The following is a 25,868-nucleotide window of genomic DNA, read 5'->3' on the forward strand; positions in this document are numbered from 1 at the left end:
GATATATATTGCATATGACTTGCTGCGTGCCAACAACTGATTATATTATGACGGACTTAAACAAGAAACACGTTCACTCTTAGTCATTCTTAAAAGTGATTTCATGGCAACCATCTCTCCCTTAGTGAAAAATGCGTTATCGTATCGCACCCTGAGCCTTATGATTATATTGACTAGCGCTATGGGTATCTTTATCTTCATTTACTCAGCATATATACAGTGGGGTAATAACAAAGCGTCGCTGATTAATGAGGATATCATCACGCCATTGAATAATTTTAATGAAAAATATAAATGGAATTTATCATCGTCAGTCAATAATCGCATTGACGCGCCCCCATTAGTGAGTGGCAACGTAGATACTCTGTCCCATATCCATTTAAGCGGTATTATTCATAGTTCGGATAAATTATCGTCCCGGGCCATTCTGCAGGAAGGGGGGGAACAGAATGTCTATTCTATTGATGATGTGCTTAAATCATCCAACAGCACGCGCATCATTGATATCACTAAGAACCAGGTGTTTTTCTCCTCAGGCGGAAACACCGCGCAGCTTACGCTGCTTACCGAACTGACGCCACCTGCCGCAACGCCAGAAAAAGTGAACGAGCAGCCGGCACCAACAGATGTCACATTGTCAGATTTTATTGAAGCGATTCCTGTCGTTGATAAAAATGTCTTGCGTGGATTGCGCCTTTTACCTCGCGGTAATACAGAATTATTTTCACGGACAGCCATTGCACCTGGTGACATTGCTATTCAGCTTAACAATATGTCTTTAACGCAACAGGCGAATATAACCCATGCGCAGGAGGCACTTAGACATCTGCAGACGGCGCAGATTACCCTCTTGCGAAATGCATCACCAAAACTAATTAATGTTGCCGTTCAACAATTCCAGGACGGTCAGGATAAATAAATGGATGGAACCTCCGCAAGCCAGCGACTGAAAGCGCTTTCGCTGTTTTTTTTGCTCATCGCCACCGCTAAGCCCGGATATTCAGCTGATTACACGGCGAATTTTAACGGTGCGGACATTCAAACGTTTGTCAACATCGTGGGACAAAACATGGGGAAAACGATTCTGATTGATCCCGATGTTAAAGCATCCATTTCCGTCAGAAGCGTAGATACCTTTAATAAAGAGGAATACTATCAATTTTTCCTGAGCGTACTCGACCTTTATGGCTTTTCACTTATCACTCTTGATAATGGCCTGCTGAAAGTCGTGCGTTCAGAAACCGTGAAAAATCTTCCAGGAAAGCTTACCAGTAATACGCAACCCGGCAAGGGTGATGAACTGGTGACACGTATTGTTTCTCTGGAAAATGTTCCAGCGCGATCGCTGTCTCCTCTGCTTCGTCAAATGCTCGATGGCGGTAATGTCGGTAACGTCTCGCATTATGAGCCCTCTAATGCGCTGGTCATTACCGGCAAAGCATCAACCGTCAATCGCATGCTGGAAGTCATTAAACGTGTCGATGTCATGGGTGACGAGCAAGAGCAAATTATCCCGCTGAAATATGCTTCCGCAGTCGATCTTGCCGATGTCCTTAACACGCTGTCGCGTGAGAACGCAAAAGAGGCACAACCTGCGACACTCCAGACGCACATCGTTGCCGATAAAAGAAGCAATACGCTGATTATCAGAGGCTCAGAACGCGCCCGCGCAAGAATTACTGAGTTGATAAAACGTCTTGATACCCAGGAGCAAGGGCAAGGAAACACGCGGGTATGGTACCTGAAATATGCCAAAGCGGATAAGCTTGTTGACGTTTTAACCGGTGTCACACAAAAACTGAAAGAGGGCAAAAGTGGCACAACCAATACGGCAACCAGCAGCAGCCGCGATATCTCTATTACTGCAGATGAACAAACCAACTCACTGGTTGTGACCGCCGATCAGGGTATTCTCCAGCAACTCGATGAGGTTATCGCTAAGCTGGATATTCGTCGTGCACAGGTTCTGGTGGAAGCGATTATCGTTGAAGTTCAGGACGGTAAAGGTCTGAACCTGGGTGTGCAGTGGGCTGAGAAAAACGTTGGTGGACAACAGCTTACAAAAACTGGCCTGCCAATCTTTAACGCGGCACAGGGCGTGGGTGAATTCAAAGCAAACGGAGGGATCACCAGCGATAACCCAGCTTACAACCTCTTCAGTAATTATAACGGCCTTGCGGCAGGTTTTTTCAACGGCGACTGGGGGGTGCTCCTCACAGCACTCAATACCGACAACAAAAACGACATCCTGTCTACGCCCAGCATCGTTACGCTTGATAATAAAGAAGCAGCCTTCAACGTCGGGCAGGATGTGCCCGTACTTTCCGGTTCCCAGACGACCTCCGGCGATAATATTTACAATACCGTCGAGCGTAAGACGGTGGGGACCAAGTTAAAAGTCACCCCGCAGATTAACGAGGGTGATTCTGTTCTGATGGAGATCGAGCAAGAGGTTTCCAGCGTCGACACATCGACAAGCTCTTCCTCGCTCGGCCCAACCTTCAACACCCGAACAATACAGAATGCCGTCCTGGTGAAAAGTGGCGAAACCGTTGTGCTTGGCGGTTTGATGGATGACGCCAGTAAGCAAGAAGTTTCAAAAGTTCCCCTACTGGGCGATATCCCTTTGGTGGGACAGCTTTTCCGCTACACATCCAATGAGAAAAGCAAACGTAACCTGATGGTCTTTATCCGCCCGACCATTATCAGAGACGATGAGGTCTATCGTTCACTCTCACGTGAGAAATACACCAATTTCAAAGATCTGCAAAAAGAGAGACGAGAAAAGCAAAGTGAAACACTGATTAACGTCGACAACATCAAAGAGCTTGAAGATCGGGCTTTTAATAATGCACCGGCAACACCGGACGCCAAAAATCCGTTCAGGGAAGGTCGAACGGAATGAGTCAGCACGCATGGAAAAAAGCGCAGCGCTATGGCATTGCCTTACAAGGAGAGACTCTCTTCTACTCGACAGATGCCACACTTGAGCATCTGCTCGAGTTCGCATCCGTTGCGCCAGAGTGCACCTGTTTTACCCGGCTCCCCCCGCAGCAGTTTGCCGAAAAGCTGGAACTTATTTACCAACAGAACAGCGGGTCAGCCCAGTTAATTGCCGAAGATATTAATAATTCCGACGATCTCAATACTCTCTCTGAAGAGATCCCAACGAATGAAGATCTGCTGAACGAGCAGTCGGACGCGCCGGTTATCAGGCTTATTAATGCCGTGCTCAGCGAAGCAATTAAAGAACACGCCTCAGATATTCATATTGAAGTGTTTGAAAAAGCGATGAGTATCCGCTTCCGGGTTGATGGCATCTTGCGCCCGGTGGTTCAGCCGAATAAAAAACTGGCGGCCTTACTCATCTCACGTATCAAAATCATGGCCAAACTGGATATTGCCGAAAAAAGGCTGCCGCAGGATGGACGCATTACCTTAAAAATTGGTCAGCGAAATGTGGATGTCCGTGTGTCGACGCTCCCGTCGCAGCATGGCGAACGTGTTGTTCTGCGTCTGTTGGATAAAAGTAGTCTGCGCTTATCCATCGATAAACTGGATATGTCAGCGGCAGACACACACAGTCTGAAGAATCTGCTTGCCCTTCCCCACGGTATTATTCTGGTCACGGGGCCAACGGGCTCCGGGAAAAGCACCACGCTCTACGCCATTCTCTCCGCGCTAAATAGCCCAGAACGCAATGTGCTTACGGTAGAGGACCCAATTGAATACGAACTGGAAGGTATCGGACAAACCCAGGTTAATAGCCGCGTAGATATGTCATTTTCCCGCGGACTACGCGCTATTTTACGTCAGGATCCTGATGTCGTCATGGTAGGAGAAATTCGCGATAACGAAACCGCTCAAATTGCGGTTCAGGCTTCTTTGACCGGGCATCTGGTGCTTTCCACTCTCCACACCAATAGCGCGTGCGGTGCCGTAACGCGATTACGGGATATGGGCGTTGAGCCGTTCCTTCTCTCTTCCTCGCTCGTTGGGGTGATTGCCCAACGTCTGGTCAGACGGCTATGCCCTCACTGTAAAACGGCTCACGCCGTGCGGCCTCAGGAGCAACAGCTCCTGCAAGCCCATGGGATTAATGCATCTCATCTCTGGCAAGCAAAGGGTTGCACCGCTTGCAGACAAAGCGGCTATCAGGGGCGCATGGCTATCCATGAACTGCTGCTCGCCACACCAGAACTGCGTGACGCTATTCACAATGAGCGCCATGAAAGGCAGTTGGAAGAGATCCAGCGTCGTCATCACCTCAGCCTGCTGGCAAACGGTCTTCGCGTAGCGGCAGAAGGGATGACCTCACTTGAAGAAATTCTGCGGGTGACCTCTGAAGGTCAGACTCCAGCGGATGGGCGCCAATGAAATTTCACTGGACGGCGACGGACGCGCGGGGAAACCGCCATACGGGGCTGAGTGAGGCCGCGAGTGAAAGAGATATGGTCGCGCAGTTGCGTAGCCAGGGGTTATTACCGCAAACGCTAAAACGGCAGCGGCCCAGGGTCACCCTCAGGGCTTTTTCGACACGAATCAGCCACAGCGAATTAACGCTTTTTACGCGTCAGCTGGCGACGCTGATCGCCGCGGCGTTGCCGCTGGATGAAGCGCTCGCCGTTGTTCAGCAGCAAAAAGAAAATAAAAAACTGGCCGACGTCATCACTTCTCTGCATCTCGCCGTTCTGGAGGGACAGCCCCTCTCTGTGGCCATGCAAGCCCACCCTCGTCTGTTTGATACGGTCTTTTGCACCCTGGTAAAAGCGGGAGAGACGGTCGGCCAGCTGGGCGCCGTTCTTGAAAGGCTGGCCGAATATAATGAAGCACGTCAGCAAATGCGCAGCAAACTCACACAGGCGTTGATTTACCCTGCCCTGCTCACCACGGTCGCCATTCTGGTCGTTATCATTTTGCTTACCACGGTGGTACCGAAGGTCGCCGCGCAGTTCACTCATCTTAAGCATGAGCTACCGCTTTCCACCCGAACGTTACTGGCTATTAGTCACTTTCTGTCGACATACGGTCCCTGGATCGCACTGACGCTGATCTGTGGTGGAACGCTATTCTCTTTCTGGCTGAAGCGCGGGAAAAACCGGGATCATTTTCATCGCTGGCTCATCGCGTTTCGCATTACCTCCCCGCTGGTCTGCGCGATCAATAGCGCCCGTTATCTGCGCGCCCTGAGTATTCTCAATCGCAGCGGTATTCCACTCCTGGAAGGGATGTCGCTCTCAGCAGAAGGTGTGGGCAACCGTGAAATTGGACAGCGGCTCAGCGACGCAGCAGAAAGTGTGCGCCAGGGAAATAGCATCAGCCAGTCCCTGAAGCAGACGCAAATATTTCCCCCCATGATGATTTACATGATTGCTTCCGGGGAAAAAAGCGGCCAGCTCGGGGAACTCATGCAGCGTGCAACAAATAACCAGGAGGTGCAGCTGCAAAATCGCATTTCGCTGACCCTGGCGATTTTTGAACCGGCGCTGATTGTTGTCATGGCAGCGATCGTTTTGTTTATCGTTGTCTCGATCATGCAGCCCATATTACAACTCAACTCATTGATGAATTAAGGAAAAATCATGGAAGCGCAGAAAAAGGAAAGGCAGCGTGGTTTCACGCTTATGGAATTGATGGTCGTCATCGTGATTATGGGGGTTCTGGCCAGCCTGGTGGTGCCTAACTTAATGGGCAATAAGGATCGGGCAGACCGGCAAAAAGCCGCCAGCGATATTATTGCTCTCGAAAATGCGCTGGATATGTACAAGCTGGATAATCATCGTTATCCCACAACAGAACAGGGCCTGGAGGCGCTTATTACCGCCCCAGCGCAAGCTCCCCGGGCTGAAAACTACAACCCGGACGGTTATATCCGCCGTCTGCCCGCCGATCCGTGGGGGAATGACTACATCCTGATTAGCCCGGGTGAGCATGGCGCGATCGATATCATGTCCACAGGTCCTGATGCTGAAACCGGCACCGAGGATGATATCCACAACTGGGATAACGATAAAAAGTCACGCTAAAAATGGCCCATCAGAAAGGATTCACACTGCTGGAGGTGATGCTGGTTATGGTCATCATCGCCCTGGCGGCAGCCGGCGTTGTCGCTATGCAAAGTGACAGGCTGAGCGCTACCGGAAAGCTACTGCGGCAGATCGATGTCCTCAGACAGACAGCAAAATACATGTCAGACGTGGCGCTACTGGAAAAACATACTGTCGGCCTTCAGCTCACTACTGACGGCTGGCTTTTCTATGCACCGAAAAAGGATCACACCGGTGAATGGCAGTGGCAGGAAATAGCAAACAATGACAATTTGCCGTTACGCGGCGATTGGGACGCACCGGCCAGGCCTGACGTGACACCGTCGTCGGAGGAGGCCAAGCCGCAAATCGTCATCCTGCCCGATGGACAAGTCACTCCCTTTTCAGTGGTTTTCAACGCTAAAGATGGCGAAAAAATCGCCATTCTGCAATCACACGGCGCGCTGCCGCTTGAGGTCATTCGCTTTAAGGAACCGCAATGAAACAACAAAGCGGAATGCTGCTGCTTGAAGTCTTGCTGGCAATGGCTATTTTTGCGACCGCCATTATTGCACTCCTCAACAGTATGCAATGGCAGCTTTCAGCACTGGAAACGTTAAAACAGGAAACGCTAGCGCTTTGGGTTGCAGACAACGTACTCGTGACCTCGACTTACGGACAACTCGCCGCCAAAGAGGGAGCCTCTTCTCAATTAAATGAGACCTTCTCCTGGCAACTGGTTGAAGGGAAAAAAAGTTCGTCTCCTTTGCTTCAGAAAGAGGCCAGGGTGATAACGTCTGATGGCCGAACCCTCAGCCTGTATGCCTGGTCTTCAGATAGTAAGAAAACGGAGGCGAAGCATGAGTAAAGTCCCCAACGGCTTTACGCTTCTGGAAGTGATGCTGGCGATCGTCATTTTCTCAACGCTCAGCTTTCTGGCCTCTCAGGTGTTCTCCCAGGCAACCGAACAGTACCAGCGAGCCAAGAAGACTGGCGATGATTTTGAGGCCATCCAGCACACCGTGCTCATGCTTGAAAATGATTTAATGCAGTATGTCCCGCGGAAAAACCGGCAAACACCGCTCCCCTTCTTGAGTGAAAAAGAGAGCGTAATTTTCACAACACAAACCCGGGATCCCGCAATGCCTTTTGGGGCAACTTTCGTTTTGACGACCGTCCACTGGTATGTCGAAAACGACACATTATTCCGTGCAGTACGCTACTCATCCGACAGTGAAAAGGACGTGGCACCACAGCCCCTGCTGGATCATGTCTCCCATTTTTCTGCAACAATGACGCCGGCGGATGAAAAGAGCGTGTCAACGACAGCCACGATAACGCTGGAGCGTGACGGTAAAGCGGAAATAACCCGACGCGTTGTCCTGCCCGGCTGGTTTCCAGAAAAAAAAGCCGCCAGCCAACCTGCAGGAGCGACGCAATGAATGCGCAAAAAGGTTCTGCATTGCTGATTGTTTTAATGATTCTGGCGCTGATGGCTGCGCTGGCAGCAGAGATGACGATAAGTTTTCAGGTTCAGCTCCAGCGCACCCGGCGCATCAATGATAGCCTGCAGGGGAAATACGCTCTGCTCTATGCTGAAGCACAATCTATGGCGCGTTTTCAGGAGAAGCCTCGAGACGTACTCACCCACTCGGAGAGTCCTGGCGACGACACCGACGTCAGCTGGCAGATAAACGATCTGCACCATTGCTACAACCTGAACGCACTGAAGAATACGCCGGAAGAACCACTGGCGACGCCACCGTATGAAATCAGCGTGTTTTACGCCCTACTGGAGAAGCTCGCCGTTGAAAAATACCGGGCAGAAGAGATCGCTCAATCCATCGCAGACTACATCGATGATAACGACTCAACGCGCGTTAAAGGTGCAGAAGACGAATACTATCAACATAGTCAGCCAGGCTACCTGACCGCCGGTCAGGTGCTCTTTTTACCCACAGAAGTGCGCAAAATTAAAGGGATGACTGACGCGCTTTATCAAAAACTCGCCCCTTTTATCTGCACCCGATTCAGCAGTGACCTCGCCATTAATATCAATACCCTTACTGAGCAGCAAGCGCCGCTTCTGGCAGCCCTCTTCCTCAACAATATCAGCTTGTCAGATGCAAAAATGCTCCTGAAAAAACGTCCTGTAAATGGCTGGGAAAAGGTAGAGGATTTTCTTTACCAGGCCCAACAGGATTTCAGCGCAGCAAAACCGCTGGTGGATTCGCTTAAAAAACAGATTACAACCAGCAGCAGTTATTTTTTGACCACATCCACGGTTCATGAGGGTGACCTTACCTTTGGTATGCGCACATTTTTCATTTATGACGAAAAAACTAAAACACTCAAACTCTATTTACGCCAGCTTACGGATGGCAGTAGCGAACAATAAAGCAGTTAACGTCCCTGCGACGAAACTGCTTATCCGCCTTTCTGGATCGACGCCGAATGCCCTTGAATGGGTGGAATATGATGGATGTGGCTACAGCCAGGTTCAGAGTCTGACAACAGAACAGTTGCCGGAGATTGCCGCACGCCCGGCATCAGGATGCACTCATCTCGTTATTCCGGCCCAAAAGGCAACGAGCAGAATAATCGTCATCCCAGACGAAAATTACGAACTGACCGATCAAAAACTTCAGTGGCTTGCGGATGAAACACTGGACGAAGGCATGCCCCCGCTGCACTGGACGCTACTCTCTCGGGAGGGAACGCGAGTTTCCGTCATTGGCGTTGACGCCGACTGGCTTATGTCCCAGCTTCGTCTCTTTGCCGGGGCTGGTTTTAACGTCACGCATGCGACGATTGACGCCCTTCGCTTGCCAGCCTGTGAAAGCGGCTGGACGGTATTATCAGACAGCGGTGGATGGTTGCTCAGAACGCATGAGAACAGTGTTGCCCATCTGACAGAACCCTGGCTAGCACAGCTGCTAGCGCATTATCCCCCGCAAGAGGTCGTCAGCTACGGTCCACTGCCAACTGGCCTTTCCGCGAAGGAAACGCGTCCCGCATGTCATAGTTTGATACTCCATCCACAGGAACCACCCGCTAACCTTTTGCACGGGAAAATGCGCCCGCCTGCCCCGTGCTCTTTCTGGACCACCAATATCAAACGCGTGGCGCTTTGCAGCATTTTACTGTTAGCCGTGAGTGCGTGTCTGGCTCAGGCTGTCGTGTATTTGCAACTTCGGGAGTATGAAAAACAGCTGAGCCACATACTGACGCAGCAATGGCAACGTTATATTCCAGAAAACAGGCATACCCGTAATCTGCGTACCTATTTACCCAGGCAGCTACAGCAACGATCGCCTGCCCCCTATTTGCTCTTACAACAGCTTCAGGCTCATCTGTCCGCTTTCCCGGGACTGGCGCTGGAAGGGGTGAGTTATAACCCGGCACGTAATGATTTACGTCTTTTTATTTCTACCCGCGATGACCAACAGATCCAGGCGTTTTTAAATCAAAAACTGGCTGGCTACTCACTCAAAGTCGATAAACATGAACAGGGATTATGGACGATTCGAAATGATTAAACGCGCTCAGGAATGGTTTCACCAAAAAGATCCGCGTGAACAGCGGCTGCTACTCGCACTGCTTGTCTGCGGTGTCAGCATTCTTTTCTGGTTTGGGCTCTACCAGCCCCTGAAGCAGGCTACAGACATCATGCAATCCCGCTATGCTAAGGTGCAACGCGATCTGCAGTGGTTGCAGAAACAGGTTTCGGCTGCAGCTCTTCTTCCGGAAAAGAGACCATCAGGCTCCCTGGAGAATCAGGTTAAAAGCAGTTTGCACATGCTGGGCACTGCCGCAAAACTCCAGCGCACCGATAGCGGAGAACTGACTGTATCGGCCGACGCTCTCAGGATGGACGCTTTTATGAACTGGCTGGCGGTGCTACAGGGAGACTACGGTCTGCGGATTGCGGAACTTGAATTCCACGCCAGTGAACAGGGTACGGACACTATAATCCTGACGCGCCTGACGCTCGGAGTGAAATAAAATGGATAGCTCACTGGTTACTCTGTTTCTCATCATTGGCCTGCTGTCAGGAACCGCAATGGGTATACTCACCTGGCGTTTGCCTGCCGAGATTTTACGACCGTCTTCGACAGGCGAGGCGGGTTCAACGTCAGAGTTTACGTTCTCTGGCTCCCGGTGCTGCCAGTGTCAAACCCCACTGTTCTGGTACGACACGGTTCCCCTGCTCGGCTGGATGCTTCTCAAAGGGAAATGTCGCCACTGCGGCCAGCCTGTTTCAACACGCTATCCCTTGCTGGAAGGGTTTTGTGCGATGATGGCCGTCATTTGCTATGCCCTCCATCCAGCATCAATGATAATGTCACTGGCGCTTTTTCTGTTCTTTTGGTTTGTACTCGCACTCAGCGTGATCGATCTGCAGCATTACCTTTTACCCGACAAGCTCACGCTACCGTTACTGTGGGTTGGCCTGTTGTTTAATGCCTTTTTTGGCCCTGTTTCCTCCCAGGACGCCATTGTGGGTGCCGCTGCCGGCTATTTAATTCTGTGGCTGCTCTACTGGCTGGTCCGCTTAATCTGTCACAAAGAAGGGATCGGTTACGGGGATTTCAAGATGCTTGCGGCAGTGGGCGCCTGGTGCGGCTGGCGAGAGGTACCCGTGATCCTTTACGTAGCGGCAATCGCAGGGATCTTTTACGGGCTTCTGCTGTGGGTAAAAAAAGGGCATTTCGGTGACCCGATACCTTTCGGTCCGGCGCTGGCACTGAGCGGCTGGGGCTGTTTCTGCTGGGCAACGCTGTGAGGAGGCAGGAAGGAGGATTTCCTTCCTGTATCAACTACTCTTTTTCTTCGCGGATTTGCGCCTGCAGATAGTTTTGAATACCCAGCTTATCGATCAAATCCAACTCGGTTTCCAGCCAGTCTATATGGCCTTCTTCATCGGCAAGGATCTCAATCATCATGTCACGGCTGACATAATCAAAAACGCTGTCGGCATAGGCAATGGCTTCACGGAGATCTTTGGCACCTTCAAGTTCCAGCCTGAGGTCGGAACGTAGCATCTCCTCGACATCTTCACCGATGCCCAGCTTGCCGAGATCCTGCAGGTTTGGAATACCTTCAAGGAATAAAATGCGCTCGATATATTTATCGGCGTGTTTCATCTCATCTATAGATTCATGGTACTCAACGTCGTTCAGACGTTTAAGTCCCCAGTTTTTGAACATTCTCGCGTGAAGAAAGTACTGGTTGATTGCGACAAGCTCATTTCCCAATAATTTATTGAGATAACTTATGATTTTAACATCACCTTTCATTATATAGTCCCTCCGCTTCCACTCATTGAAGCGTAGATCGGGCTACGGGGATGTCAAAAAAAAGATGGGCGCTTACGCGATCTCTTTGTATTCCGGGATCTGCATCAACTCGTCCTGCATGATTTCACGTGCAGCACGTACACATTTACCGCATTGATTTCCAACCGGAACAAATTTGCGAAGCTGCTGAAATGACTGTGGCTGAAACTGGCGAACGGCCTGACGTATTTTTTTGTCGCTTACACCATTACATAAACAAACGTACATAGAGACTCCCGTTCAAATTATGCGCAAAGTGTAAGTGAGAATGGTTATGATTACAATAGCACAAACGCCAGAATACGGGGCGGGTGCAGGCAAAAAATGCGAAAGTTTGTGACAACACCTGAGCAGCACAAAACAAAAAAGGACGCCGAAGCGTCCTTTTTTAATTCGGGGATAATTAATTAGCCCAGAACTTTAGCAACAACGCCCGCGCCAACGGTACGGCCGCCTTCACGGATTGCGAAACGCAGACCGTCGTCCATCGCGATTGGGTGGATCAGAGTCACAACCATCTTGATGTTGTCGCCTGGCATTACCATCTCAACGCCTTCTGGCAGTTCGATGGTACCGGTCACGTCAGTTGTACGGAAGTAGAACTGTGGACGGTAGCCTTTGAAGAACGGAGTATGACGGCCGCCTTCGTCTTTGGACAGGATGTACACTTCAGATTCGAACTTGGTGTGTGGCTTGATTGAGCCTGGCTTCGCCAGAACCTGACCACGTTCGATTTCTTCACGTTTGATACCACGCAGCAGAACACCAACGTTCTCACCAGCACGGCCTTCGTCCAGCAGTTTGCGGAACATTTCAACGCCAGTACAGGTAGACTTCGCAGTCTCTTTGATACCAACGATTTCAACTTCTTCACCAACTTTGATGATACCGCGCTCTACACGACCGGTAACAACGGTACCACGACCGGAGATGGAGAATACGTCTTCGATTGGCAGCAGGAATGGCTTGTCAATCGCACGCTCTGGTTCTGGGATGTAAGAATCCAGGTAGCCAGCCAGTTCGATGATTTTCGCTTCCCACTCAGCGTCGCCTTCCAGCGCTTTCAGCGCGGAACCACGAACGATTGGGGTGTCGTCGCCTGGGAAATCGTACTGAGACAGCAGTTCACGAACTTCCATCTCTACCAGTTCCAGCAGCTCTTCGTCATCAACCATGTCACACTTGTTCAGGAACACGATGATGTAAGGAACGCCTACCTGACGACCCAGCAGGATGTGCTCACGAGTCTGAGGCATTGGGCCGTCAGTCGCAGCAACAACCAGGATCGCGCCGTCCATCTGCGCAGCACCGGTGATCATGTTTTTAACATAGTCGGCGTGGCCCGGGCAGTCTACGTGTGCGTAGTGGCGAGTCGGGGTGTCATATTCAACGTGAGAAGTGTTGATGGTGATACCACGCGCTTTTTCTTCTGGTGCGTTATCGATCTGGTCGAATGCACGAGCAGCACCGCCGTAGGTTTTAGCCAGAACGGTAGTGATTGCAGCAGTCAGGGTAGTTTTACCATGGTCAACGTGGCCGATAGTACCAACGTTAACGTGCGGTTTTGTACGTTCAAATTTTTCTTTAGACACGGCTATATTCCTTACTATAGTGCTCTCCCCTTCGGAGAGAGCACGGGACTTAGGTTTTAATCCTGTGGATTACTTACCACGGGCTTCAATAACGGCCTGAGCAACGTTGTTAGGCGCATCATCATACTTCAGGAATTCCATGGTGTATGATGCACGACCTTTGGTCAGAGAACGCAGCTGAGTTGCATATCCGAACATTTCAGACAGCGGAACTTCAGCGTGGATCTTAACGCCAGTTACTTCAGATTCCTGACCACGCAGCATACCGCGACGACGGCTCAAGTCACCGATAACGTCACCGGTGTTCTCTTCAGGAGTTTCTACTTCAACCTTCATGATTGGCTCAAGCAGAACTGGTTTTGCTTTCTTAAAGCCTTCTTTAAAGGCAATAGACGCAGCCAGTTTAAACGCCAGTTCAGAGGAGTCAACGTCGTGGTAAGAACCGAAGTGCAGACGAACACCCATGTCAACAACCGGATAGCCAGCCAGAGGGCCCGCTTTCAGCTGTTCCTGGATGCCTTTATCAACGGCTGGGATGTATTCGCCAGGAATTACACCACCTTTGATGTCGTTGATGAACTCGTAACCTTTCGGGTTAGAGCCCGGCTCCAGTGGGTACATGTCGATCACAACGTGACCGTACTGACCGCGACCACCAGACTGCTTAGCGTGTTTACCTTCAACATCGGTAACTTTCGCGCGAATCGCTTCGCGGTAAGCAACCTGAGGTTTACCCACGTTCGCTTCAACGTTGAATTCACGCTTCATACGGTCAACGATGATATCCAGGTGCAGTTCACCCATACCAGCGATGATGGTCTGGTTAGATTCTTCATCAGTCCATACGCGGAATGATGGGTCTTCTTTCGCCAGACGGCCCAGAGCCAGACCCATTTTTTCCTGGTCAGCTTTGGTTTTTGGTTCAACCGCGATGGAGATTACCGGCTCTGGGAATTCCATACGCTCCAGAATGATCGGGTGATCCGGGTCACACAGGGTGTCACCAGTGGTCACGTCTTTCAGACCGATAGCTGCAGCGATGTCGCCCGCACGAACTTCTTTGATCTCTTCACGTTTGTTAGCGTGCATCTGTACGATACGGCCAAAACGCTCACGCGCCGCTTTCACGGAGTTCAGGATGGTGTCACCGGAGTTAACCACACCAGAGTAAACGCGGAAGAAGGTCAGGTTACCCACGAATGGGTCGGTAGCAATTTTGAACGCCAGTGCAGAGAACGGCTCGTCGTCGCTTGCGTGACGCTCAGCCGGAGTATCTTTACCGTCGTCCAGGATGCCGTTGATCGCAGGAACGTCAACCGGGGATGGCAGGTAGTCAACTACCGCATCCAGCATCGCCTGAACACCTTTGTTCTTGAACGCAGAACCACAGGTTACCAGGATGATTTCGTTGTTCAGAACACGCTGACGCAGAGCTTTTTTGATCTCTTCTTCAGTCAGTTCTTCACCACCCAGGTATTTCTCCATCAGCTCTTCAGAAGCTTCAGCAGCGGATTCGATCAGGTTCTGGTGCCATTCGTCAGCCAGGTCCTGCATCTCAGCCGGGATGTCTTCGTATTCGAAGGTCACGCCCTGGTCTGCGTCGTTCCAGTTGATGGCTTTCATTTTCACCAGGTCGATAACGCCGGTGAAGCCTTCTTCAGCACCAATTGCCAGCTGCAGCGGAACAGGGTTCGCGCCCAGACGGGTTTTGATCTGACCAACAACTTTCAGGAAGTTAGCACCCATACGGTCCATTTTGTTAACGAACGCGATGCGTGGAACTTTATATTTGTTCGCCTGACGCCATACGGTTTCAGACTGTGGCTGAACACCACCAACTGCGCAATAAACCATTACCGCGCCGTCGAGCACACGCATGGAACGTTCTACTTCGATGGTGAAGTCAACGTGCCCTGGGGTGTCGATGATGTTTACGCGATGCGGTTCGTACTGCTTAGCCATACCTGACCAGAATGCAGTAGTCGCTGCGGAGGTGATAGTGATACCACGCTCCTGCTCCTGTTCCATCCAGTCCATGGTGGCTGCGCCGTCATGAACTTCACCGATTTTATGGTTTACACCGGTGTAGAACAGAATACGTTCGGTAGTAGTGGTCTTACCGGCGTCGATGTGCGCACTGATACCGATGTTACGGTAGCGTGCGATGGGTGTTGTACGAGCCATTTGATTCCTCGTTTGTTTCTTTAGGCGTTCAGTTAAGTTACCCAGAGCGGGCGGCTTCTCTGAAGCGCCCGCCTGGTGACTAATACTCCGAAGGGATTACCAACGGTAGTGTGCGAACGCCTTGTTGGCTTCTGCCATACGGTGAACGTCTTCACGTTTCTTAACTGCAGTACCTTTGTTTTCTGCAGCATCAGAAAGTTCGTTCGCCAGACGCAGAGCCATGGATTTATCACCGCGTTTACGAGCAGCTTCAACGATCCAACGCATTGCCAGAGCATTACGACGAACCGGACGAACTTCAACTGGAACCTGATAAGTAGAACCACCAACGCGGCGGGACTTAACTTCTACAGTTGGGCGAACGTTGTCGAGAGCGACTTCGAAAGCTTCCAGTTCATTTTTACCAGAACGCTGAGCCAGGGTCTCAAGCGCGCTGTATACGATGGCTTCTGCAGTAGATTTTTTACCATCTACCATCAGGATATTTACAAATTTTGCCAGCAGTTCTGATCCGAACTTCGGATCTGGAAGAATTTTACGCTGACCAATGACGCGACGACGTGGCATGGGAATACTCCGTTGTTAATTCAGGATTGTCCAAAACTCTACGAGTTTAGTTTGACATTAAGATAAATCAGTTTGGCCTTACTTAACGGAGAACCATTAAGCCTTAGGACGCTTCACGCCGTACTTGGAGCGAGCCTGCTTACGGTCTTTAACACCTGAGCAGTCCAGCGCACCACGAACGGTGTGGTAACGAACACCCGGAAGGTCTTTAACACGACCGCCACGGATCAGGATCACGGAGTGCTCCTGCAGGTTGTGACCTTCACCACCGATGTAGGAAGTCACTTCGAAACCGTTAGTCAAACGCACACGGCATACTTTACGCAGTGCGGAGTTTGGTTTTTTAGGAGTGGTGGTATATACACGAGTACATACACCACGTTTCTGCGGGCAGGCTTCCAGTGCAGGCACGTTGCTTTTTGCAACTTTGCGTGCACGTGGTTTGCGTACCAGCTGGTTAACTGTTGCCATTAAATAGCTCCTGGTTTTAGCTTTTGCTTCGTAAACACGTAATAAAACGACCTCATACAATATGAGGACGCGAAATTTTAGGGCTACGTCGAAAAGGTGTCAAGAAATATACAGCGATCTCGGATCACCAGTTCATTTGACTGGCGTGCGTCACAGTAAGATTGACGAAATCAGTATAGCCAACCACGTCAATTTTGGCTGAAATTTGACCAGAAAGACCTCGCGCGTCCAGATCGTCCTTCAGCGCAGAGACTGTTATGGGGGCATTCGTGAGAATTTCAACGAAACGGCTGCCTTCCAGAGCGGAAAGCACGCCGTCCTGAATGAGCAGCAAATCATCACCTTCGCGCAGCATGCTCAACAGTGTGTCGATATCACATTGCCACGGTGAGTGGCTCAGAATATGGAGCATGGCGGCCTCAGAACGTCAAAACGGTGTCGTAGTGGGAAAGGTGTTCACGCAGATCAGAGGAAGGTAAGATCGTCACATCCAGCACAAAAGACGACTTATCACTCAAACCGCGCGCCGTTAAGGAGTCGGCACAGACATAGCAGGTTTCGATATCGTACAGCGGCAGCACTTTGAAGGTTGCGATGTAATCGCGCGCCAGGATGGCCTGAGGCTGTTGGCCCGCGAGCAGTTGAAACACCCCGTCCCCCAGAAAGAAGACGCCGATATCTTCTGTTAATGCCGATGTCGCAAGTAACGCATCCAGCCCTTCGCGGCCCGAGGCGCTACCGTGCGGTGCAGAAGTAAAAACAAATGCCACGCGCTTCATCAGAATTGCACCACTCTGTCGCAGGTTAGCGCCGCCTGAGCCAGCTCGCCCAGACCACTCAACGAAAAGCCAGGCTGAAGGTTAGCGCCCGTTAACCCCAGGCGATCGGCTTCGGTTGCATCCGTCACGCCGCGACGCAGTGCCGCCGCCACGCAGATGTTCAGCTCAACGCCCTGCTTTTCATTTAACGCCTGCCACGCGCGGACCAGATCAAACTCATCGCTCGCCGGTGACGTAAACTGGTTCGCGTTATACACCCCTTCCCGATAGAAAAAGACGCTCGCCAGTTCATGTCCGGCCGCCAGTAGCGCATGCGCAAACTGCAGCGCGCTGCTGGCCTGCTGAGTGCCGTACGCCGGGCCTGTCACCATTAACGCAAAACGCATTACTTATCTTGCCCTACGAAGTCGCCGCTTTTGAACTGGCGGATGTAGAGGTAGACCGTATGCTTGGAGATATTCAGACGATCGGCCACCTGGTTAATGGCGTCTTTGATATCAAAAATCCCTTTCTCGTAGAGATTGAGTACGATCTGACGATTCTTGGCATTGTTCGAGACGTTGCGATCGGCATTCACCTCTTCAATCGTAAACTCAAGCGTTTGAGTCACCAGATCTTCTACGGAGGAGGCAAAGTTAACGGAGGAGCCAACGTCTGGCGTTTCAGGCGGAATAAAGGTGCTCATGATCTGCGAGAAAGGCACATCAAGGTTCATGTTGATGCACAGCAGCCCAATCACACGATGTTCGCGGTTTCGAATCGCGATAGTTTCTGATTTCATCAGCACGCCGCTTTTGGCGCGGGTGAAATAACATTTGGAGACGCTGCTGTCCGCGCCGGTCATGTCATGCAACATACGCAATGCAAGGTCGGTGATTGGCGAACCAATTTTACGGCCGGTATGCTCACCATTAGCAATGCGGATGGCGGAACACTTCAGATCTTGCAGGGAGTGCAATACGATTTCGCAGTGGGAACCAATGAGCATCGCTAACCCGTCCACCACCGCCTCATAGGATTTAAGAATATCGAAGTCGGTCTGGTCAAAAGGACGTTGATCCAGCAAATCAAGTTCACTGGTTTCGTTGGTTAAAAGCGACCTGGACATGAAAAAAACACTCCTTTTCAGGAGCCTGTCGTTAGGTTTTCAGGGCAGGCTCATTATCTACACGGACAACTAAATTAATACAGCGTACCAGACGCTTTCCAGTGTTAATTATATCTGCCCCGCAATAAAAACCGCCGCCTTAAAGGCGGCGGTTTTTATTACATTACTTCTTAGCGTCTGTCGCAGCTTTCTGATCTGCCTGCGCTTCCGGTTTCGCATCCGCTTTCGGTGCTGGTTTAATGTCCAGCAGCTCTACGTCGAAGACCAGCGTGGAGTTAGCCGGGATACCCGGAACGCCCGTTTTGCCGTAGGCCAGATCCGGTGGAATAACCAGCTTGATCTTGCCGCCTTTCTTGATGTTTTTCAGGCCTTCAGTCCAGCCAGGGATCACACCGTCCAGACGGAAGGAGAGCGGCTCACCGCGGGTGTAAGAGTTATCGAACTCTTTACCGTCGATCAGCGTACCTTTGTAGTTTACGACAACAGTATCGCTGTCTTTCGGCGCATCACCGGTGCCTTCTTTCTCAACTTTGTACACCAGGCCAGTAGAGGAGGTCTTCACACCCTTCTCTTTAGCAAAGGTATCGCGGTAGGCTTTGCCTTTCGCTTCGTTGTCTTTCGCGTCCGCTTCCATCTTGGTCTGAGCGGCACCCTTCACGCGTGCTTCGAACGCCTGCAGCGTCTGCTCAATTTCCTGGTCAGACAGCTTGCTCTTATCCGCAAATGCGTCCTGTACGCCTGCGATCAGCTGGGCTTTATCCAGTTTGATGCCCAGTTTCTCTTGTTCTTTCAGAGAGTTTTCCATGTAACGACCCAGAGATGCGCCCAGTGCGTAGGCGGATTTCTGGTCGTCATTTTTGAACGCCGCTTTGCTGTCTGCAGTGGCAGCAGGCTTCGCAGCAGTATCAGCAGCGAATGACAGCGGCGCGTTCAGCGCAACAGCCATCGTCGTCGCCAGCAGCGTTACTTTAAACAGTGATTTCATCCATATCTCCAGGGCCTGGGGACTCTCACCCCAGCGTTAAACGTAAATGAGTGACGTACTATAAAACGTTGCAGAAGAAATCTACAGACAGACACTCCCAATTCTCACCACTTTTCAGACTATTTTTGTTTAAATAAGTTTCTTGCCAGCGGGATAGAGACTGCACTTAAGGATAAACTCAGTTAAACTGCGCCGCCGCTGGACCATCAGGTAAATCAGACATAAACGAGGTGAATGATGAAGGATACAACGATAGAAGCGAGAATGGCTGAGCTGGAAAGCCGCCTGGCTTTTCAGGACATCACCATCGAAGAGCTAAACCAGACCGTCACAGCACATGAACTCGAAATGGCGAAGCTGCGGGATCACATGCGTCTGCTGACGGAAAAGCTAAAGGCAACGCAGCCGTCAAACATTGCCTCTCAGTCTGAAGAGACACCACCACCTCATTATTGAGGCGTAAAAAAAGCGGGGTCACCCGCTTTTTTATTTTCCGCTTAGCGGAATTAGTGGCAACCGCAGCCGCCGTTACCGCAACCACCTTTGCCATGGTCATGACCATGGTCGTGACCGTGACCACCGCAGCAGCCGTCGTGGCCGTGATCGTGGTCATGGTCGTGACCGTGCGCACCGTGAACGTGGCCATGAGCCAGCTCTTCTTCGGTCGCTTCACGGATCGCAACAACTTCTACGTTGAACTTCAGGTTCTGGCCAGCCAGCATGTGGTTGCCGTCAACCACAACGTGGTCGTCTTCAACTTCAGTGATTTCAACAGGCACTGGACCCTGGTCAGTTTCAGCCAGGAAGCGCATGCCAACCTGCAGTTCGTCAACGCCCATGAACACGTCTTTAGGAACGCGCTGAACCAGGTTGTCGTCATACTGACCGTAAGCGTCGTTCGCGCCGACAGCAACGTCGAATTTGTCGCCAACTTCATGACCTTCCAGCGCAGTTTCCAGGCCGGAAATCAGGGAACCGTGGCCATGCAGGTAGTCCAGCGGCGCACTCACCGGAGACTCATCAACCAACACACCGTCTTCTGTACGTACCTGATAGGCCAGGCTGACCACCAGGTCTTTTGCTACTTTCATGATATCTCCTGAGCGTGGGAAAATTGCTGGCGCAGATTGTAGCGGAAATCTGCACCCGTGTACCCTTTAGCTTAAAAAAACTCAGGGCATATCGCTAGTCCGGATGAAAAATGCCGATCACTTGCTCTTCTTTGCGAACATGATCGCGGGCCTCTTTATCGGCCTCACGCATCTGGTGACCACACTTAACACACTCAACGATATCAGTATTATTTTCTCGCCACATCGCCAGAGTATCTTGCGCCTGGCAGGACGGGCATTTTGCACCTGCGATAAAGCGTTTACGGACAGCCATCTTTCGTTACCCTTCATTCAAATTCATCCCAGCCATCAAGCTGGCGTCGTTCCTGTTGCATCTCTCGCTGGAAGATCTCCTCCAGCTCGCGACGCGCTTCCCGCACGCGGGAGATCTGCGCCGTGTCGGTATGTACCGGCATCAGTTCGCGCAGCATTCGCATATCCAGCCGACGGAAGTGCATCTGGGCACGTTGCGCCTGATGAGGATGCATACCCAGCGAGATCAACGCCTTACGGCCTAACTCCAGCGCACTGGAGAACGTCTCACGGGAGAAGTGTTTCACACCCGCCTGCAACAATTCGTGAGCTTCAACACGTCCCCGGGCACGCGCCAGTATATGCAGGTGCGGGAAGTGCTGTTGACACAGCTCCACCAGTTTCATCGTGTCTTCCGGATCGTTACAGGTGATCACGATGGACTCGGCGGCCTCAGCGCCCGCCGAGCGCAGCAGCTCAAGCTGGGTCGCGTCGCCGTAATACACCTTGTAGCCATATTTACGCATCAGGTTAACCGCACTGATATCGCGTTCCAGCACCGTAATGCGCATCTTATTCGCCATCAACAGGCGACCAATCACCTGCCCGAAGCGGCCAAAGCCCACCACTATCACCTGGGGTTTATCGTCTTCTACCCATGGCGCTTCATCTTCATCGTCCGTCGGGTTTAAGCGGCGCGACAGCAGTTTATCCACCAGCTTCATCAGCAGCGGCGTGGTCATCATCGACAGCGTCACCGTCACCAGCAGCAGCGCCATCTGATCGTCCTTAAACAGCTTCTGAGAGGACGCGGCGGAAAACAGCACAAACGCGAACTCTCCCCCCTGGCTTAACACGCTGGCAAACTGCATGCGTTCCGAACTGCGCAACCCGTAAATACGCGCCATGACGTACAGCACCAGCATTTTCACCGCCACCAGGATGGCGACGCTGACCACAACCCAGAGCAGATGGGTATAAAGCACGCCGAGATTGAGCGCCATCCCCACCGAAATAAAGAACAACCCTAGCAGCAGCCCTTTGAAGGGATCGATGGCAATTTCCAGTTCGTGACGATACTCGCTCTCCGCCAGCAGCACCCCGGCGATAAAAGTACCCAGCGCCATTGATAGCCCCAGCGCGTCCATAAACAGCGCCGAGCCAAGCACCAGCAACAGCGTCGCAGCGGTAAACACTTCACGCACGCCCGATGCGGCAATAAAGCGGAACACCGGACGCAACAGGAAGCGTCCGCCAATCAGCATGCCCGCAAAAGCCAGCACCTTCATGGAAATCTTTGCCCAGTCGAAGCTATCGTCGCCAGAACCCGCCAGCAGCGGCACCAGCGCCAGCGCCGGGATCACCGCTAAATCCTGAAACAGCAGCACCGAAAAGCCCAGCTGCCCGGCTTCATTGCGGTTCATCCCTTTGTCGCGCATCAGCTGCAGCGCCATCGCCGTCGACGACATGGCGAGACCAATCCCGCCAATCACCGCGGCCTGCCAGGAAAAGTGGGTCAGCATTAGCAGGCCAGCCAGAATCGCGGCGCTGAACAACACCTGCGCGGCCCCCACGCCAAAGATAGAGCGTCGGAGCTGCCACAATTTAGAGGGGTTCAGTTCCAGACCGATGATGAACATCAGGAACACCACGCCTAGCTCGGAGAAATGGAGAATTTCATCCACATCGCTGATGAATCCCAGTCCCCAGGGACCAATGGCGATCCCCGCGAGCAAATATCCCAGTACCGCACCGATGCCGAGACGGGCGGCAAGCGGAACCGCGACGACGGCCGCAAATAAAAACAGTACCCCGGCGAGGAGCAAATTCGATCCTTCCATTAACGACCTCCTGCCGGAATCGGCGATGCCAGCCACTCGCCATAAGCTCTGGCGTGGCTGGCCAGTTCTTTCGGATCCTGACGCCGTGCCCAGTAGACAATGATCGGGCTCATCCAGTGCATACGGCACATCGCCGCCGTCAACTCGAATGGCCGCAGGATATCGCTCATCGGATAACGGTTCAGCCCGTCGTGACGGTAAGCACTTTCGGGTTCACCGGTGGTGATCACGCTACGCCAGTACTTTCCCGCCAGCTGGTTTCCCCCCACCCCACTGGAGAAGCCGCGGCTCAGCACGCGGTCCAGCCACTCTTTCAGCAGTGCCGGACAGCTATAGGTATAAAGCGGGTGCTGGAACACAATCACGTCATGCTGACGCAGCAGTTCCTGCTCGTACGGAATATCAATAAAGAAATCAGGATAGTGCGCGTAGAGATCGTGCACCGTAACGTTACTGAGCTGTGTAGCCGGCTTAAGCAGCACCCGGTTCGCCACCGAGTCCTGAGATTCCGGATGGGCATACAGCAGCAGCACTTTCGCTGTCTGAGACATCATTCCCCTCCCGGTCGTGTTTCTGTTTTTGTGTATCGTTGTTGTTTTGGGCTACCATGGCGGCCCGGTGCGGAAAATGGCCCACACCTTACATTATCATAATGACAAATTAACATAGTCGGAACATACGGCGCTTCTATGATTGTTTTCTCCTCGTTACAAATTCGTCGCGGCGTGCGCGTTCTGCTCGATAACGCCACTGCTACCATCAACCCGGGCCAAAAAGTGGGTCTGGTCGGCAAAAACGGCTGTGGCAAATCCACGCTGCTGGCGCTGCTGAAAAACGAGATTAGCGCGGATGGCGGAAGCTTTACTTATCCGGGAAACTGGCAGCTCGCCTGGGTGAACCAGGAAACGCCTGCCCTGAGCGAACCGGCCCTCGACTATGTTATCGACGGCGACCGAGAATACCGCAAACTCGAAGCGGAACTCCACGCCGCCAACGAGCGCAACGACGGTCACGCCATCGCCACCGTTCATGGCAAGCTGGACGCCATCGACGCGTGGACCATTCGCTCCCGCGCCTCCAGCCTGCTGCACGGCCTGGGCTTCAGCAATGAACAGCTGGAACGCCCGGTCAGCGACTTCTCCGGTGGCTGGCGTATGCGCCTCAACCTGGCGCAGGCGCTGATCTGCCGTTCTGATCTTTTGCTACTCGATGAACCGACTAACCACCTCGATCTCGATGCGGTTATTTGGCTGGAGAAGTGGCTTAAGAGCTATCAGGGCACTCTGATTCTGATCTCCCACGACCGCGACTTCCTCGATCCGGTGGTGGATAAAATCATTCATATCGAACAGCAAACGATGTTCGAATATACCGGCAACTACAGCTCTTTCGAGCGCCAGCGCGCGACGCGCCTGGCCCAGCAGCAGGCGATGTACGAAAGCCAGCAGCAGCGCGTGGCGCACCTGCAAAGCTTTGTGGATCGCTTTAAGGCCAAAGCCTCTAAAGCCAAGCAGGCCCAGAGCCGCATCAAGATGCTGGAACGCATGGAGATGATTGCCCCGGCGCACGTCGATAACCCGTTCCACTTCAATTTCCGCGAACCGGAAAGCCTGCCGAATCCACTGCTGAAAATGGAAAAAGTGAGCGCGGGCTATGGCGATCGCATTATTCTCGACTCCATCAAGCTCAACCTGGTGCCGGGTTCACGTATCGGTCTGCTGGGGCGTAACGGCGCCGGTAAATCAACGCTAATCAAACTCCTGGCGGGCGAACTTAACCCGGTCAGCGGCGAAATCGGCCTGGCGAAAGGCATTAAGCTTGGCTATTTCGCTCAGCATCAGCTGGAATTTTTACGCGCGGATGAATCGCCTATCCAGCACCTTGCGCGTCTGGCACCGCAGGAGATGGAGCAGAAGCTGCGCGATTACCTCGGCGGCTTCGGCTTCCAGGGCGATAAAGTCACCGAAAACACCGAGCGTTTCTCCGGCGGTGAAAAAGCCCGCCTGGTACTGGCGCTGATCGTCTGGCAGCGCCCGAACCTGCTGCTGCTCGATGAACCGACCAACCACCTGGATCTCGACATGCGTCAGGCGCTGACCGAAGCGCTGATTGAGTTCGAAGGCGCGCTGGTGGTGGTCTCGCACGATCGTCACCTGATCCGCTCCACCACAGACGATCTCTACCTGGTGCATGATGGCAAAGTTGAACCGTTCGACGGCGATCTGGAAGACTACCAGCAGTGGCTGACGGACGTGCAGAAGCAGGAAAACCAGCCGGACGAGTCGGCGAAAGACAATGCCAACAGCGCGCAGGCGCGTAAAGACCAGAAGCGCCGCGAAGCGGAGCTGCGCACCCAGACTCAGCCGCTGCGTAAAGAGATTGCCCGTCTGGAAAAAGAGATGGAGAAGCTCAACGCCACGCTTGCCACCGTTGAAGAGAAGCTGGGCGACAGCGGCCTGTACGATCAAAGCCGTAAAGCGGAGCTGACGGATTGCCTGCAAACGCAGGCAAAGACCAAATCGAGCCTCGAAGCGTGCGAAATGGCGTGGCTGGACGCGCAGGAACAGCTGGAAGCGATGCTGCAGGCCGACTAACACACCGGGAGGGTTATGCGTTTCGATACCACGAGCGAGATTACATTCCGCAAACTCAGCATCTTCATGACCTTCATGGAGAAAGGGAATATCGCCCGTACCGCCGAAACGCTCGGGCTGAGCGGTGTCAGCGTGCACCGCGCGCTGCACACGCTGGAAGAGAACGTGCGCTGCCCGCTTTTTACCCACAAGGGGCGCAATCTGATTGCGCTGCCTTCCGCCTGGACGCTGCTGGAATATTGCCAGGAAGTCATGCAGGTGATGGAGCGCGGGCTGGAAGAGTCGCGCAAAATCGCCGGTATCGGCCAGGGTCGGTTGCGCGTCGGTACGCTCTACTCGCTCACCCTGGAAACCGTACCGCGCCTGATTATGGGCATGAAATTACGCCGTCCGGATCTGGAGATGGATCTGACGATGGGCTCTAACGACACGTTGCTACACATGCTGGACGAAGGGTCGCTGGACGCCATATTGATCTCCATCTCCGAAAGCGATATCGACCGTAACAGCCTCGAAGTGCTGCCCCTGTTTCACGACGACATTTTCCTTGCCGCGCCCGCGTCCGCCACGCTGAACGCCCATGGGCCAGCGGATCTTCGTGATTACAAACATCAGAAATTTGTCTCGCTGGCAGAAGGGTTTGCGACCTACGCCGGGTTTCAGGAGGCGTTTCATATCGCCGGATTCGAACCGGAGATCGTCACTCGCGTGAATGACATTTTCTCAATGCTGAGCCTGGTGCAGGCGGGGGTCGGCTTTACGCTGATGCCGGGGAGGATGAAGAAAGTGTATGAGAACTCGGTGCAGCTACTGAAGCTGGCGGAACCGTACCAGATGCAGCAGCTGATTGCGATTGTCTTTGCCCGCAACCGCGAGCAGGATCCGAGCCTCCGCGCACTGGCCGCCGAAGGGCGGATGTATGCGCGAAGCCTCACAGCAGATGCCTCGGCCCCGTAAGCCTGGTGCTTTCTCCCTGTTCCAGGGTTCACTAAAGCTGAACGCCACGCGATGCACTGAA

Annotated in this window: 30 protein-coding genes; 15 read left to right on the forward strand and 15 right to left on the reverse strand. The window is 52.5% G+C overall.

Features of this window, described 5'->3' with window-relative positions; translation table 11 throughout:
- Positions 1-103: 103 nt before the first annotated feature.
- From gspC to L383_RS26495, 12 genes are read left to right on the forward strand one after another with little or no spacing between them, the layout of a single operon-like run.
- Positions 104-919 (forward strand): type II secretion system protein GspC, encoded by an 816-nt coding sequence (gene gspC, locus L383_RS07470; RefSeq protein WP_023331442.1) that lies wholly within the window; start codon positions 104-106, stop codon positions 917-919.
- Positions 920-2,905: a type II secretion system secretin GspD gene (gene gspD / locus L383_RS07465; protein WP_023331443.1), complete on the forward strand. Its 1,986-nt coding sequence runs from the start codon at positions 920-922 to the stop codon at positions 2,903-2,905.
- Complete coding sequence (gene gspE, locus L383_RS07460) at positions 2,902-4,377, forward strand: type II secretion system ATPase GspE (RefSeq protein ID WP_023331444.1); 1,476 nt, start codon at positions 2,902-2,904, stop codon at positions 4,375-4,377. The genes gspD and gspE overlap by 4 nt, the downstream gene beginning before the upstream one ends.
- Complete coding sequence (gspF, locus tag L383_RS07455) at positions 4,374-5,573, forward strand: type II secretion system inner membrane protein GspF (protein ID WP_023331445.1); 1,200 nt, start codon at positions 4,374-4,376, stop codon at positions 5,571-5,573. The genes gspE and gspF overlap by 4 nt, the downstream gene beginning before the upstream one ends.
- A 9-nt stretch (positions 5,574-5,582) precedes the next feature.
- Positions 5,583-6,026 (forward strand): type II secretion system major pseudopilin GspG, encoded by a 444-nt coding sequence (gene gspG, locus L383_RS07450; protein WP_014885475.1) that lies wholly within the window; start codon positions 5,583-5,585, stop codon positions 6,024-6,026.
- Between the two features lie 2 nt (positions 6,027-6,028).
- Entirely contained in the window at positions 6,029-6,529 is a 501-nt protein-coding gene (gene gspH / locus L383_RS07445; RefSeq protein ID WP_023331446.1) for a type II secretion system minor pseudopilin GspH, read from the forward strand.
- Positions 6,526-6,894, forward strand: coding sequence for a type II secretion system minor pseudopilin GspI (gene gspI / locus L383_RS24570; RefSeq protein WP_023331447.1), 369 nt, complete (start codon positions 6,526-6,528; stop codon positions 6,892-6,894). The genes gspH and gspI overlap by 4 nt, the downstream gene beginning before the upstream one ends.
- Complete coding sequence (locus L383_RS0124195; RefSeq protein WP_023331448.1) at positions 6,887-7,468, forward strand: PulJ/GspJ family protein; 582 nt, start codon at positions 6,887-6,889, stop codon at positions 7,466-7,468. Before gspI ends, L383_RS0124195 begins: the two co-directional genes overlap by 8 nt.
- On the forward strand, positions 7,465-8,424 hold the full coding sequence (gene gspK, locus L383_RS07440) for a type II secretion system minor pseudopilin GspK (RefSeq protein WP_023331449.1): 960 nt from the start codon (positions 7,465-7,467) through the stop codon (positions 8,422-8,424). Before L383_RS0124195 ends, gspK begins: the two co-directional genes overlap by 4 nt.
- A complete protein-coding gene (gene gspL, locus L383_RS07435) occupies positions 8,357-9,565 on the forward strand; it encodes a type II secretion system protein GspL (protein ID WP_162269402.1) in 1,209 nt (402 codons plus the stop codon). Before gspK ends, gspL begins: the two co-directional genes overlap by 68 nt.
- Positions 9,558-10,031 carry a type II secretion system protein GspM gene (gene gspM, locus L383_RS07430; RefSeq protein ID WP_023331451.1) on the forward strand — a complete coding sequence of 158 codons (474 nt, stop codon included), beginning with the start codon at positions 9,558-9,560 and terminating at the stop codon, positions 10,029-10,031. The genes gspL and gspM overlap by 8 nt, the downstream gene beginning before the upstream one ends.
- A gap of 1 nt (position 10,032) precedes the next feature.
- Complete coding sequence (locus tag L383_RS26495; protein ID WP_023331452.1) at positions 10,033-10,812, forward strand: prepilin peptidase; 780 nt, start codon at positions 10,033-10,035, stop codon at positions 10,810-10,812.
- Between the two features lie 34 nt (positions 10,813-10,846).
- On the opposite strand, the gene bfr is transcribed toward L383_RS26495, so the two are convergent.
- The 11 genes from bfr to fkpA form a co-directional block, all read right to left on the reverse strand.
- On the reverse strand, positions 10,847-11,326 hold the full coding sequence (bfr, locus tag L383_RS07425; RefSeq protein ID WP_014885483.1) for a bacterioferritin: 480 nt from the start codon (positions 11,324-11,326) through the stop codon (positions 10,847-10,849).
- Between the two features lie 72 nt (positions 11,327-11,398).
- Positions 11,399-11,593 carry a bacterioferritin-associated ferredoxin gene (gene bfd / locus L383_RS07420; RefSeq protein ID WP_008503493.1) on the reverse strand — a complete coding sequence of 65 codons (195 nt, stop codon included), beginning with the start codon at positions 11,591-11,593 and terminating at the stop codon, positions 11,399-11,401.
- Positions 11,594-11,772: 179 nt separating this feature from the next.
- Positions 11,773-12,957 (reverse strand): elongation factor Tu, encoded by a 1,185-nt coding sequence (tuf, locus tag L383_RS07415; RefSeq protein ID WP_014885484.1) that lies wholly within the window; start codon positions 12,955-12,957, stop codon positions 11,773-11,775.
- Between the two features lie 69 nt (positions 12,958-13,026).
- The gene (gene fusA / locus L383_RS07410) at positions 13,027-15,141 is read right to left on the reverse strand and encodes an elongation factor G (RefSeq protein WP_023331453.1); all 2,115 of its coding nucleotides are present in this window, start codon (positions 15,139-15,141) and stop codon (positions 13,027-13,029) included.
- A 96-nt stretch (positions 15,142-15,237) separates the two neighbouring features.
- On the reverse strand, positions 15,238-15,708 hold the full coding sequence (gene rpsG / locus L383_RS07405; RefSeq protein ID WP_003861706.1) for a 30S ribosomal protein S7: 471 nt from the start codon (positions 15,706-15,708) through the stop codon (positions 15,238-15,240).
- A gap of 96 nt (positions 15,709-15,804) precedes the next feature.
- Positions 15,805-16,179, reverse strand: a complete 375-nt coding sequence (rpsL, locus tag L383_RS07400) for a 30S ribosomal protein S12 (protein ID WP_000246815.1) — start codon at positions 16,177-16,179, stop codon at positions 15,805-15,807.
- Between the two features lie 124 nt (positions 16,180-16,303).
- Positions 16,304-16,591 carry a sulfurtransferase complex subunit TusB gene (gene tusB / locus L383_RS07395; RefSeq protein ID WP_023331454.1) on the reverse strand — a complete coding sequence of 96 codons (288 nt, stop codon included), beginning with the start codon at positions 16,589-16,591 and terminating at the stop codon, positions 16,304-16,306.
- Positions 16,592-16,598: 7 nt separating this feature from the next.
- Positions 16,599-16,958 carry a sulfurtransferase complex subunit TusC gene (gene tusC, locus L383_RS07390; RefSeq protein WP_023331455.1) on the reverse strand — a complete coding sequence of 120 codons (360 nt, stop codon included), beginning with the start codon at positions 16,956-16,958 and terminating at the stop codon, positions 16,599-16,601.
- Positions 16,958-17,344: a sulfurtransferase complex subunit TusD gene (gene tusD, locus L383_RS07385; protein WP_023331456.1), complete on the reverse strand. Its 387-nt coding sequence runs from the start codon at positions 17,342-17,344 to the stop codon at positions 16,958-16,960. Before tusD ends, tusC begins: the two co-directional genes overlap by 1 nt.
- Entirely contained in the window at positions 17,344-18,066 is a 723-nt protein-coding gene (locus tag L383_RS07380; RefSeq protein WP_014885489.1) for a helix-turn-helix transcriptional regulator, read from the reverse strand. The genes tusD and L383_RS07380 overlap by 1 nt, the downstream gene beginning before the upstream one ends.
- Before the next feature lie 163 nt (positions 18,067-18,229).
- Entirely contained in the window at positions 18,230-19,051 is an 822-nt protein-coding gene (gene fkpA / locus L383_RS07375; RefSeq protein WP_023331457.1) for an FKBP-type peptidyl-prolyl cis-trans isomerase, read from the reverse strand.
- Between the two features lie 237 nt (positions 19,052-19,288).
- On the opposite strand from fkpA, the gene L383_RS07370 reads away from it, so the two are divergent.
- Positions 19,289-19,507 (forward strand): protein SlyX, encoded by a 219-nt coding sequence (locus L383_RS07370; RefSeq protein ID WP_008503009.1) that lies wholly within the window; start codon positions 19,289-19,291, stop codon positions 19,505-19,507.
- Between the two features lie 50 nt (positions 19,508-19,557).
- Here the strand turns inward: L383_RS07370 and slyD are convergent, their stop codons facing one another.
- From slyD to kefG, 4 genes are all read right to left on the reverse strand, one after another.
- Positions 19,558-20,142, reverse strand: coding sequence for a peptidylprolyl isomerase (slyD, locus tag L383_RS07365; protein WP_023331458.1), 585 nt, complete (start codon positions 20,140-20,142; stop codon positions 19,558-19,560).
- Positions 20,143-20,236: 94 nt separating this feature from the next.
- Positions 20,237-20,437, reverse strand: coding sequence for a YheV family putative zinc ribbon protein (locus L383_RS07360; protein ID WP_023331459.1), 201 nt, complete (start codon positions 20,435-20,437; stop codon positions 20,237-20,239).
- 13 nt (positions 20,438-20,450) lie between these two features.
- Positions 20,451-22,256 carry a glutathione-regulated potassium-efflux system protein KefB gene (kefB, locus tag L383_RS07355; RefSeq protein WP_014885492.1) on the reverse strand — a complete coding sequence of 602 codons (1,806 nt, stop codon included), beginning with the start codon at positions 22,254-22,256 and terminating at the stop codon, positions 20,451-20,453.
- Positions 22,256-22,810: a glutathione-regulated potassium-efflux system ancillary protein KefG gene (kefG, locus tag L383_RS07350; protein WP_021242220.1), complete on the reverse strand. Its 555-nt coding sequence runs from the start codon at positions 22,808-22,810 to the stop codon at positions 22,256-22,258. The genes kefB and kefG overlap by 1 nt, the downstream gene beginning before the upstream one ends.
- A gap of 135 nt (positions 22,811-22,945) precedes the next feature.
- Between kefG and L383_RS07345 the strand changes: the two genes are divergently transcribed.
- Positions 22,946-24,850 (forward strand): ABC transporter ATP-binding protein, encoded by a 1,905-nt coding sequence (locus L383_RS07345; RefSeq protein WP_023331460.1) that lies wholly within the window; start codon positions 22,946-22,948, stop codon positions 24,848-24,850.
- Positions 24,851-24,865: 15 nt separating this feature from the next.
- Positions 24,866-25,807, forward strand: a complete 942-nt coding sequence (locus tag L383_RS07340; protein WP_023331461.1) for a LysR family transcriptional regulator — start codon at positions 24,866-24,868, stop codon at positions 25,805-25,807.
- The last annotated feature ends 61 nt before the right edge of the window (positions 25,808-25,868 follow it).

Origin of the sequence: Enterobacter sp. MGH 37 (genome assembly GCF_000534515.1) — a bacterium.
Lineage (GTDB): Bacteria > Pseudomonadota > Gammaproteobacteria > Enterobacterales > Enterobacteriaceae > Enterobacter > Enterobacter kobei.

What these genes read in the sequence shown, in the direction of transcription:
- L383_RS07380 (WP_014885489.1), bottom strand. Translation starts at nt 18,066, where the DNA reads ATGTCCAGGTCGCTTTTAACCAACGAAACCAGTGAACTTGATTTGCTG.
- gspI (WP_023331447.1), top strand. Translation starts at nt 6,526, where the DNA reads ATGAAACAACAAAGCGGAATGCTGCTGCTTGAAGTCTTGCTGGCAATG.
- L383_RS07370 (WP_008503009.1), top strand. Translation starts at nt 19,289, where the DNA reads ATGAAGGATACAACGATAGAAGCGAGAATGGCTGAGCTGGAAAGCCGC.
- tusC (WP_023331455.1), bottom strand. Translation starts at nt 16,958, where the DNA reads ATGAAGCGCGTGGCATTTGTTTTTACTTCTGCACCGCACGGTAGCGCC.
- gspM (WP_023331451.1), top strand. Translation starts at nt 9,558, where the DNA reads ATGATTAAACGCGCTCAGGAATGGTTTCACCAAAAAGATCCGCGTGAA.
- bfd (WP_008503493.1), bottom strand. Translation starts at nt 11,593, where the DNA reads ATGTACGTTTGTTTATGTAATGGTGTAAGCGACAAAAAAATACGTCAG.
- slyD (WP_023331458.1), bottom strand. Translation starts at nt 20,142, where the DNA reads ATGAAAGTAGCAAAAGACCTGGTGGTCAGCCTGGCCTATCAGGTACGT.
- L383_RS07360 (WP_023331459.1), bottom strand. Translation starts at nt 20,437, where the DNA reads ATGGCTGTCCGTAAACGCTTTATCGCAGGTGCAAAATGCCCGTCCTGC.
- gspC (WP_023331442.1), top strand. Translation starts at nt 104, where the DNA reads ATGGCAACCATCTCTCCCTTAGTGAAAAATGCGTTATCGTATCGCACC.
- L383_RS26495 (WP_023331452.1), top strand. Translation starts at nt 10,033, where the DNA reads ATGGATAGCTCACTGGTTACTCTGTTTCTCATCATTGGCCTGCTGTCA.
- gspH (WP_023331446.1), top strand. Translation starts at nt 6,029, where the DNA reads ATGGCCCATCAGAAAGGATTCACACTGCTGGAGGTGATGCTGGTTATG.
- gspF (WP_023331445.1), top strand. Translation starts at nt 4,374, where the DNA reads ATGAAATTTCACTGGACGGCGACGGACGCGCGGGGAAACCGCCATACG.
- gspL (WP_162269402.1), top strand. Translation starts at nt 8,357, where the DNA reads ATGACGAAAAAACTAAAACACTCAAACTCTATTTACGCCAGCTTACGG.
- L383_RS0124195 (WP_023331448.1), top strand. Translation starts at nt 6,887, where the DNA reads ATGAGTAAAGTCCCCAACGGCTTTACGCTTCTGGAAGTGATGCTGGCG.
- tusD (WP_023331456.1), bottom strand. Translation starts at nt 17,344, where the DNA reads ATGCGTTTTGCGTTAATGGTGACAGGCCCGGCGTACGGCACTCAGCAG.
- rpsL (WP_000246815.1), bottom strand. Translation starts at nt 16,179, where the DNA reads ATGGCAACAGTTAACCAGCTGGTACGCAAACCACGTGCACGCAAAGTT.
- gspE (WP_023331444.1), top strand. Translation starts at nt 2,902, where the DNA reads ATGAGTCAGCACGCATGGAAAAAAGCGCAGCGCTATGGCATTGCCTTA.
- kefB (WP_014885492.1), bottom strand. Translation starts at nt 22,256, where the DNA reads ATGGAAGGATCGAATTTGCTCCTCGCCGGGGTACTGTTTTTATTTGCG.
- L383_RS07345 (WP_023331460.1), top strand. Translation starts at nt 22,946, where the DNA reads ATGATTGTTTTCTCCTCGTTACAAATTCGTCGCGGCGTGCGCGTTCTG.
- bfr (WP_014885483.1), bottom strand. Translation starts at nt 11,326, where the DNA reads ATGAAAGGTGATGTTAAAATCATAAGTTATCTCAATAAATTATTGGGA.
- fusA (WP_023331453.1), bottom strand. Translation starts at nt 15,141, where the DNA reads ATGGCTCGTACAACACCCATCGCACGCTACCGTAACATCGGTATCAGT.
- gspG (WP_014885475.1), top strand. Translation starts at nt 5,583, where the DNA reads ATGGAAGCGCAGAAAAAGGAAAGGCAGCGTGGTTTCACGCTTATGGAA.
- L383_RS07340 (WP_023331461.1), top strand. Translation starts at nt 24,866, where the DNA reads ATGCGTTTCGATACCACGAGCGAGATTACATTCCGCAAACTCAGCATC.
- tusB (WP_023331454.1), bottom strand. Translation starts at nt 16,591, where the DNA reads ATGCTCCATATTCTGAGCCACTCACCGTGGCAATGTGATATCGACACA.
- kefG (WP_021242220.1), bottom strand. Translation starts at nt 22,810, where the DNA reads ATGATGTCTCAGACAGCGAAAGTGCTGCTGCTGTATGCCCATCCGGAA.
- fkpA (WP_023331457.1), bottom strand. Translation starts at nt 19,051, where the DNA reads ATGAAATCACTGTTTAAAGTAACGCTGCTGGCGACGACGATGGCTGTT.
- gspK (WP_023331449.1), top strand. Translation starts at nt 7,465, where the DNA reads ATGAATGCGCAAAAAGGTTCTGCATTGCTGATTGTTTTAATGATTCTG.
- rpsG (WP_003861706.1), bottom strand. Translation starts at nt 15,708, where the DNA reads ATGCCACGTCGTCGCGTCATTGGTCAGCGTAAAATTCTTCCAGATCCG.
- gspD (WP_023331443.1), top strand. Translation starts at nt 920, where the DNA reads ATGGATGGAACCTCCGCAAGCCAGCGACTGAAAGCGCTTTCGCTGTTT.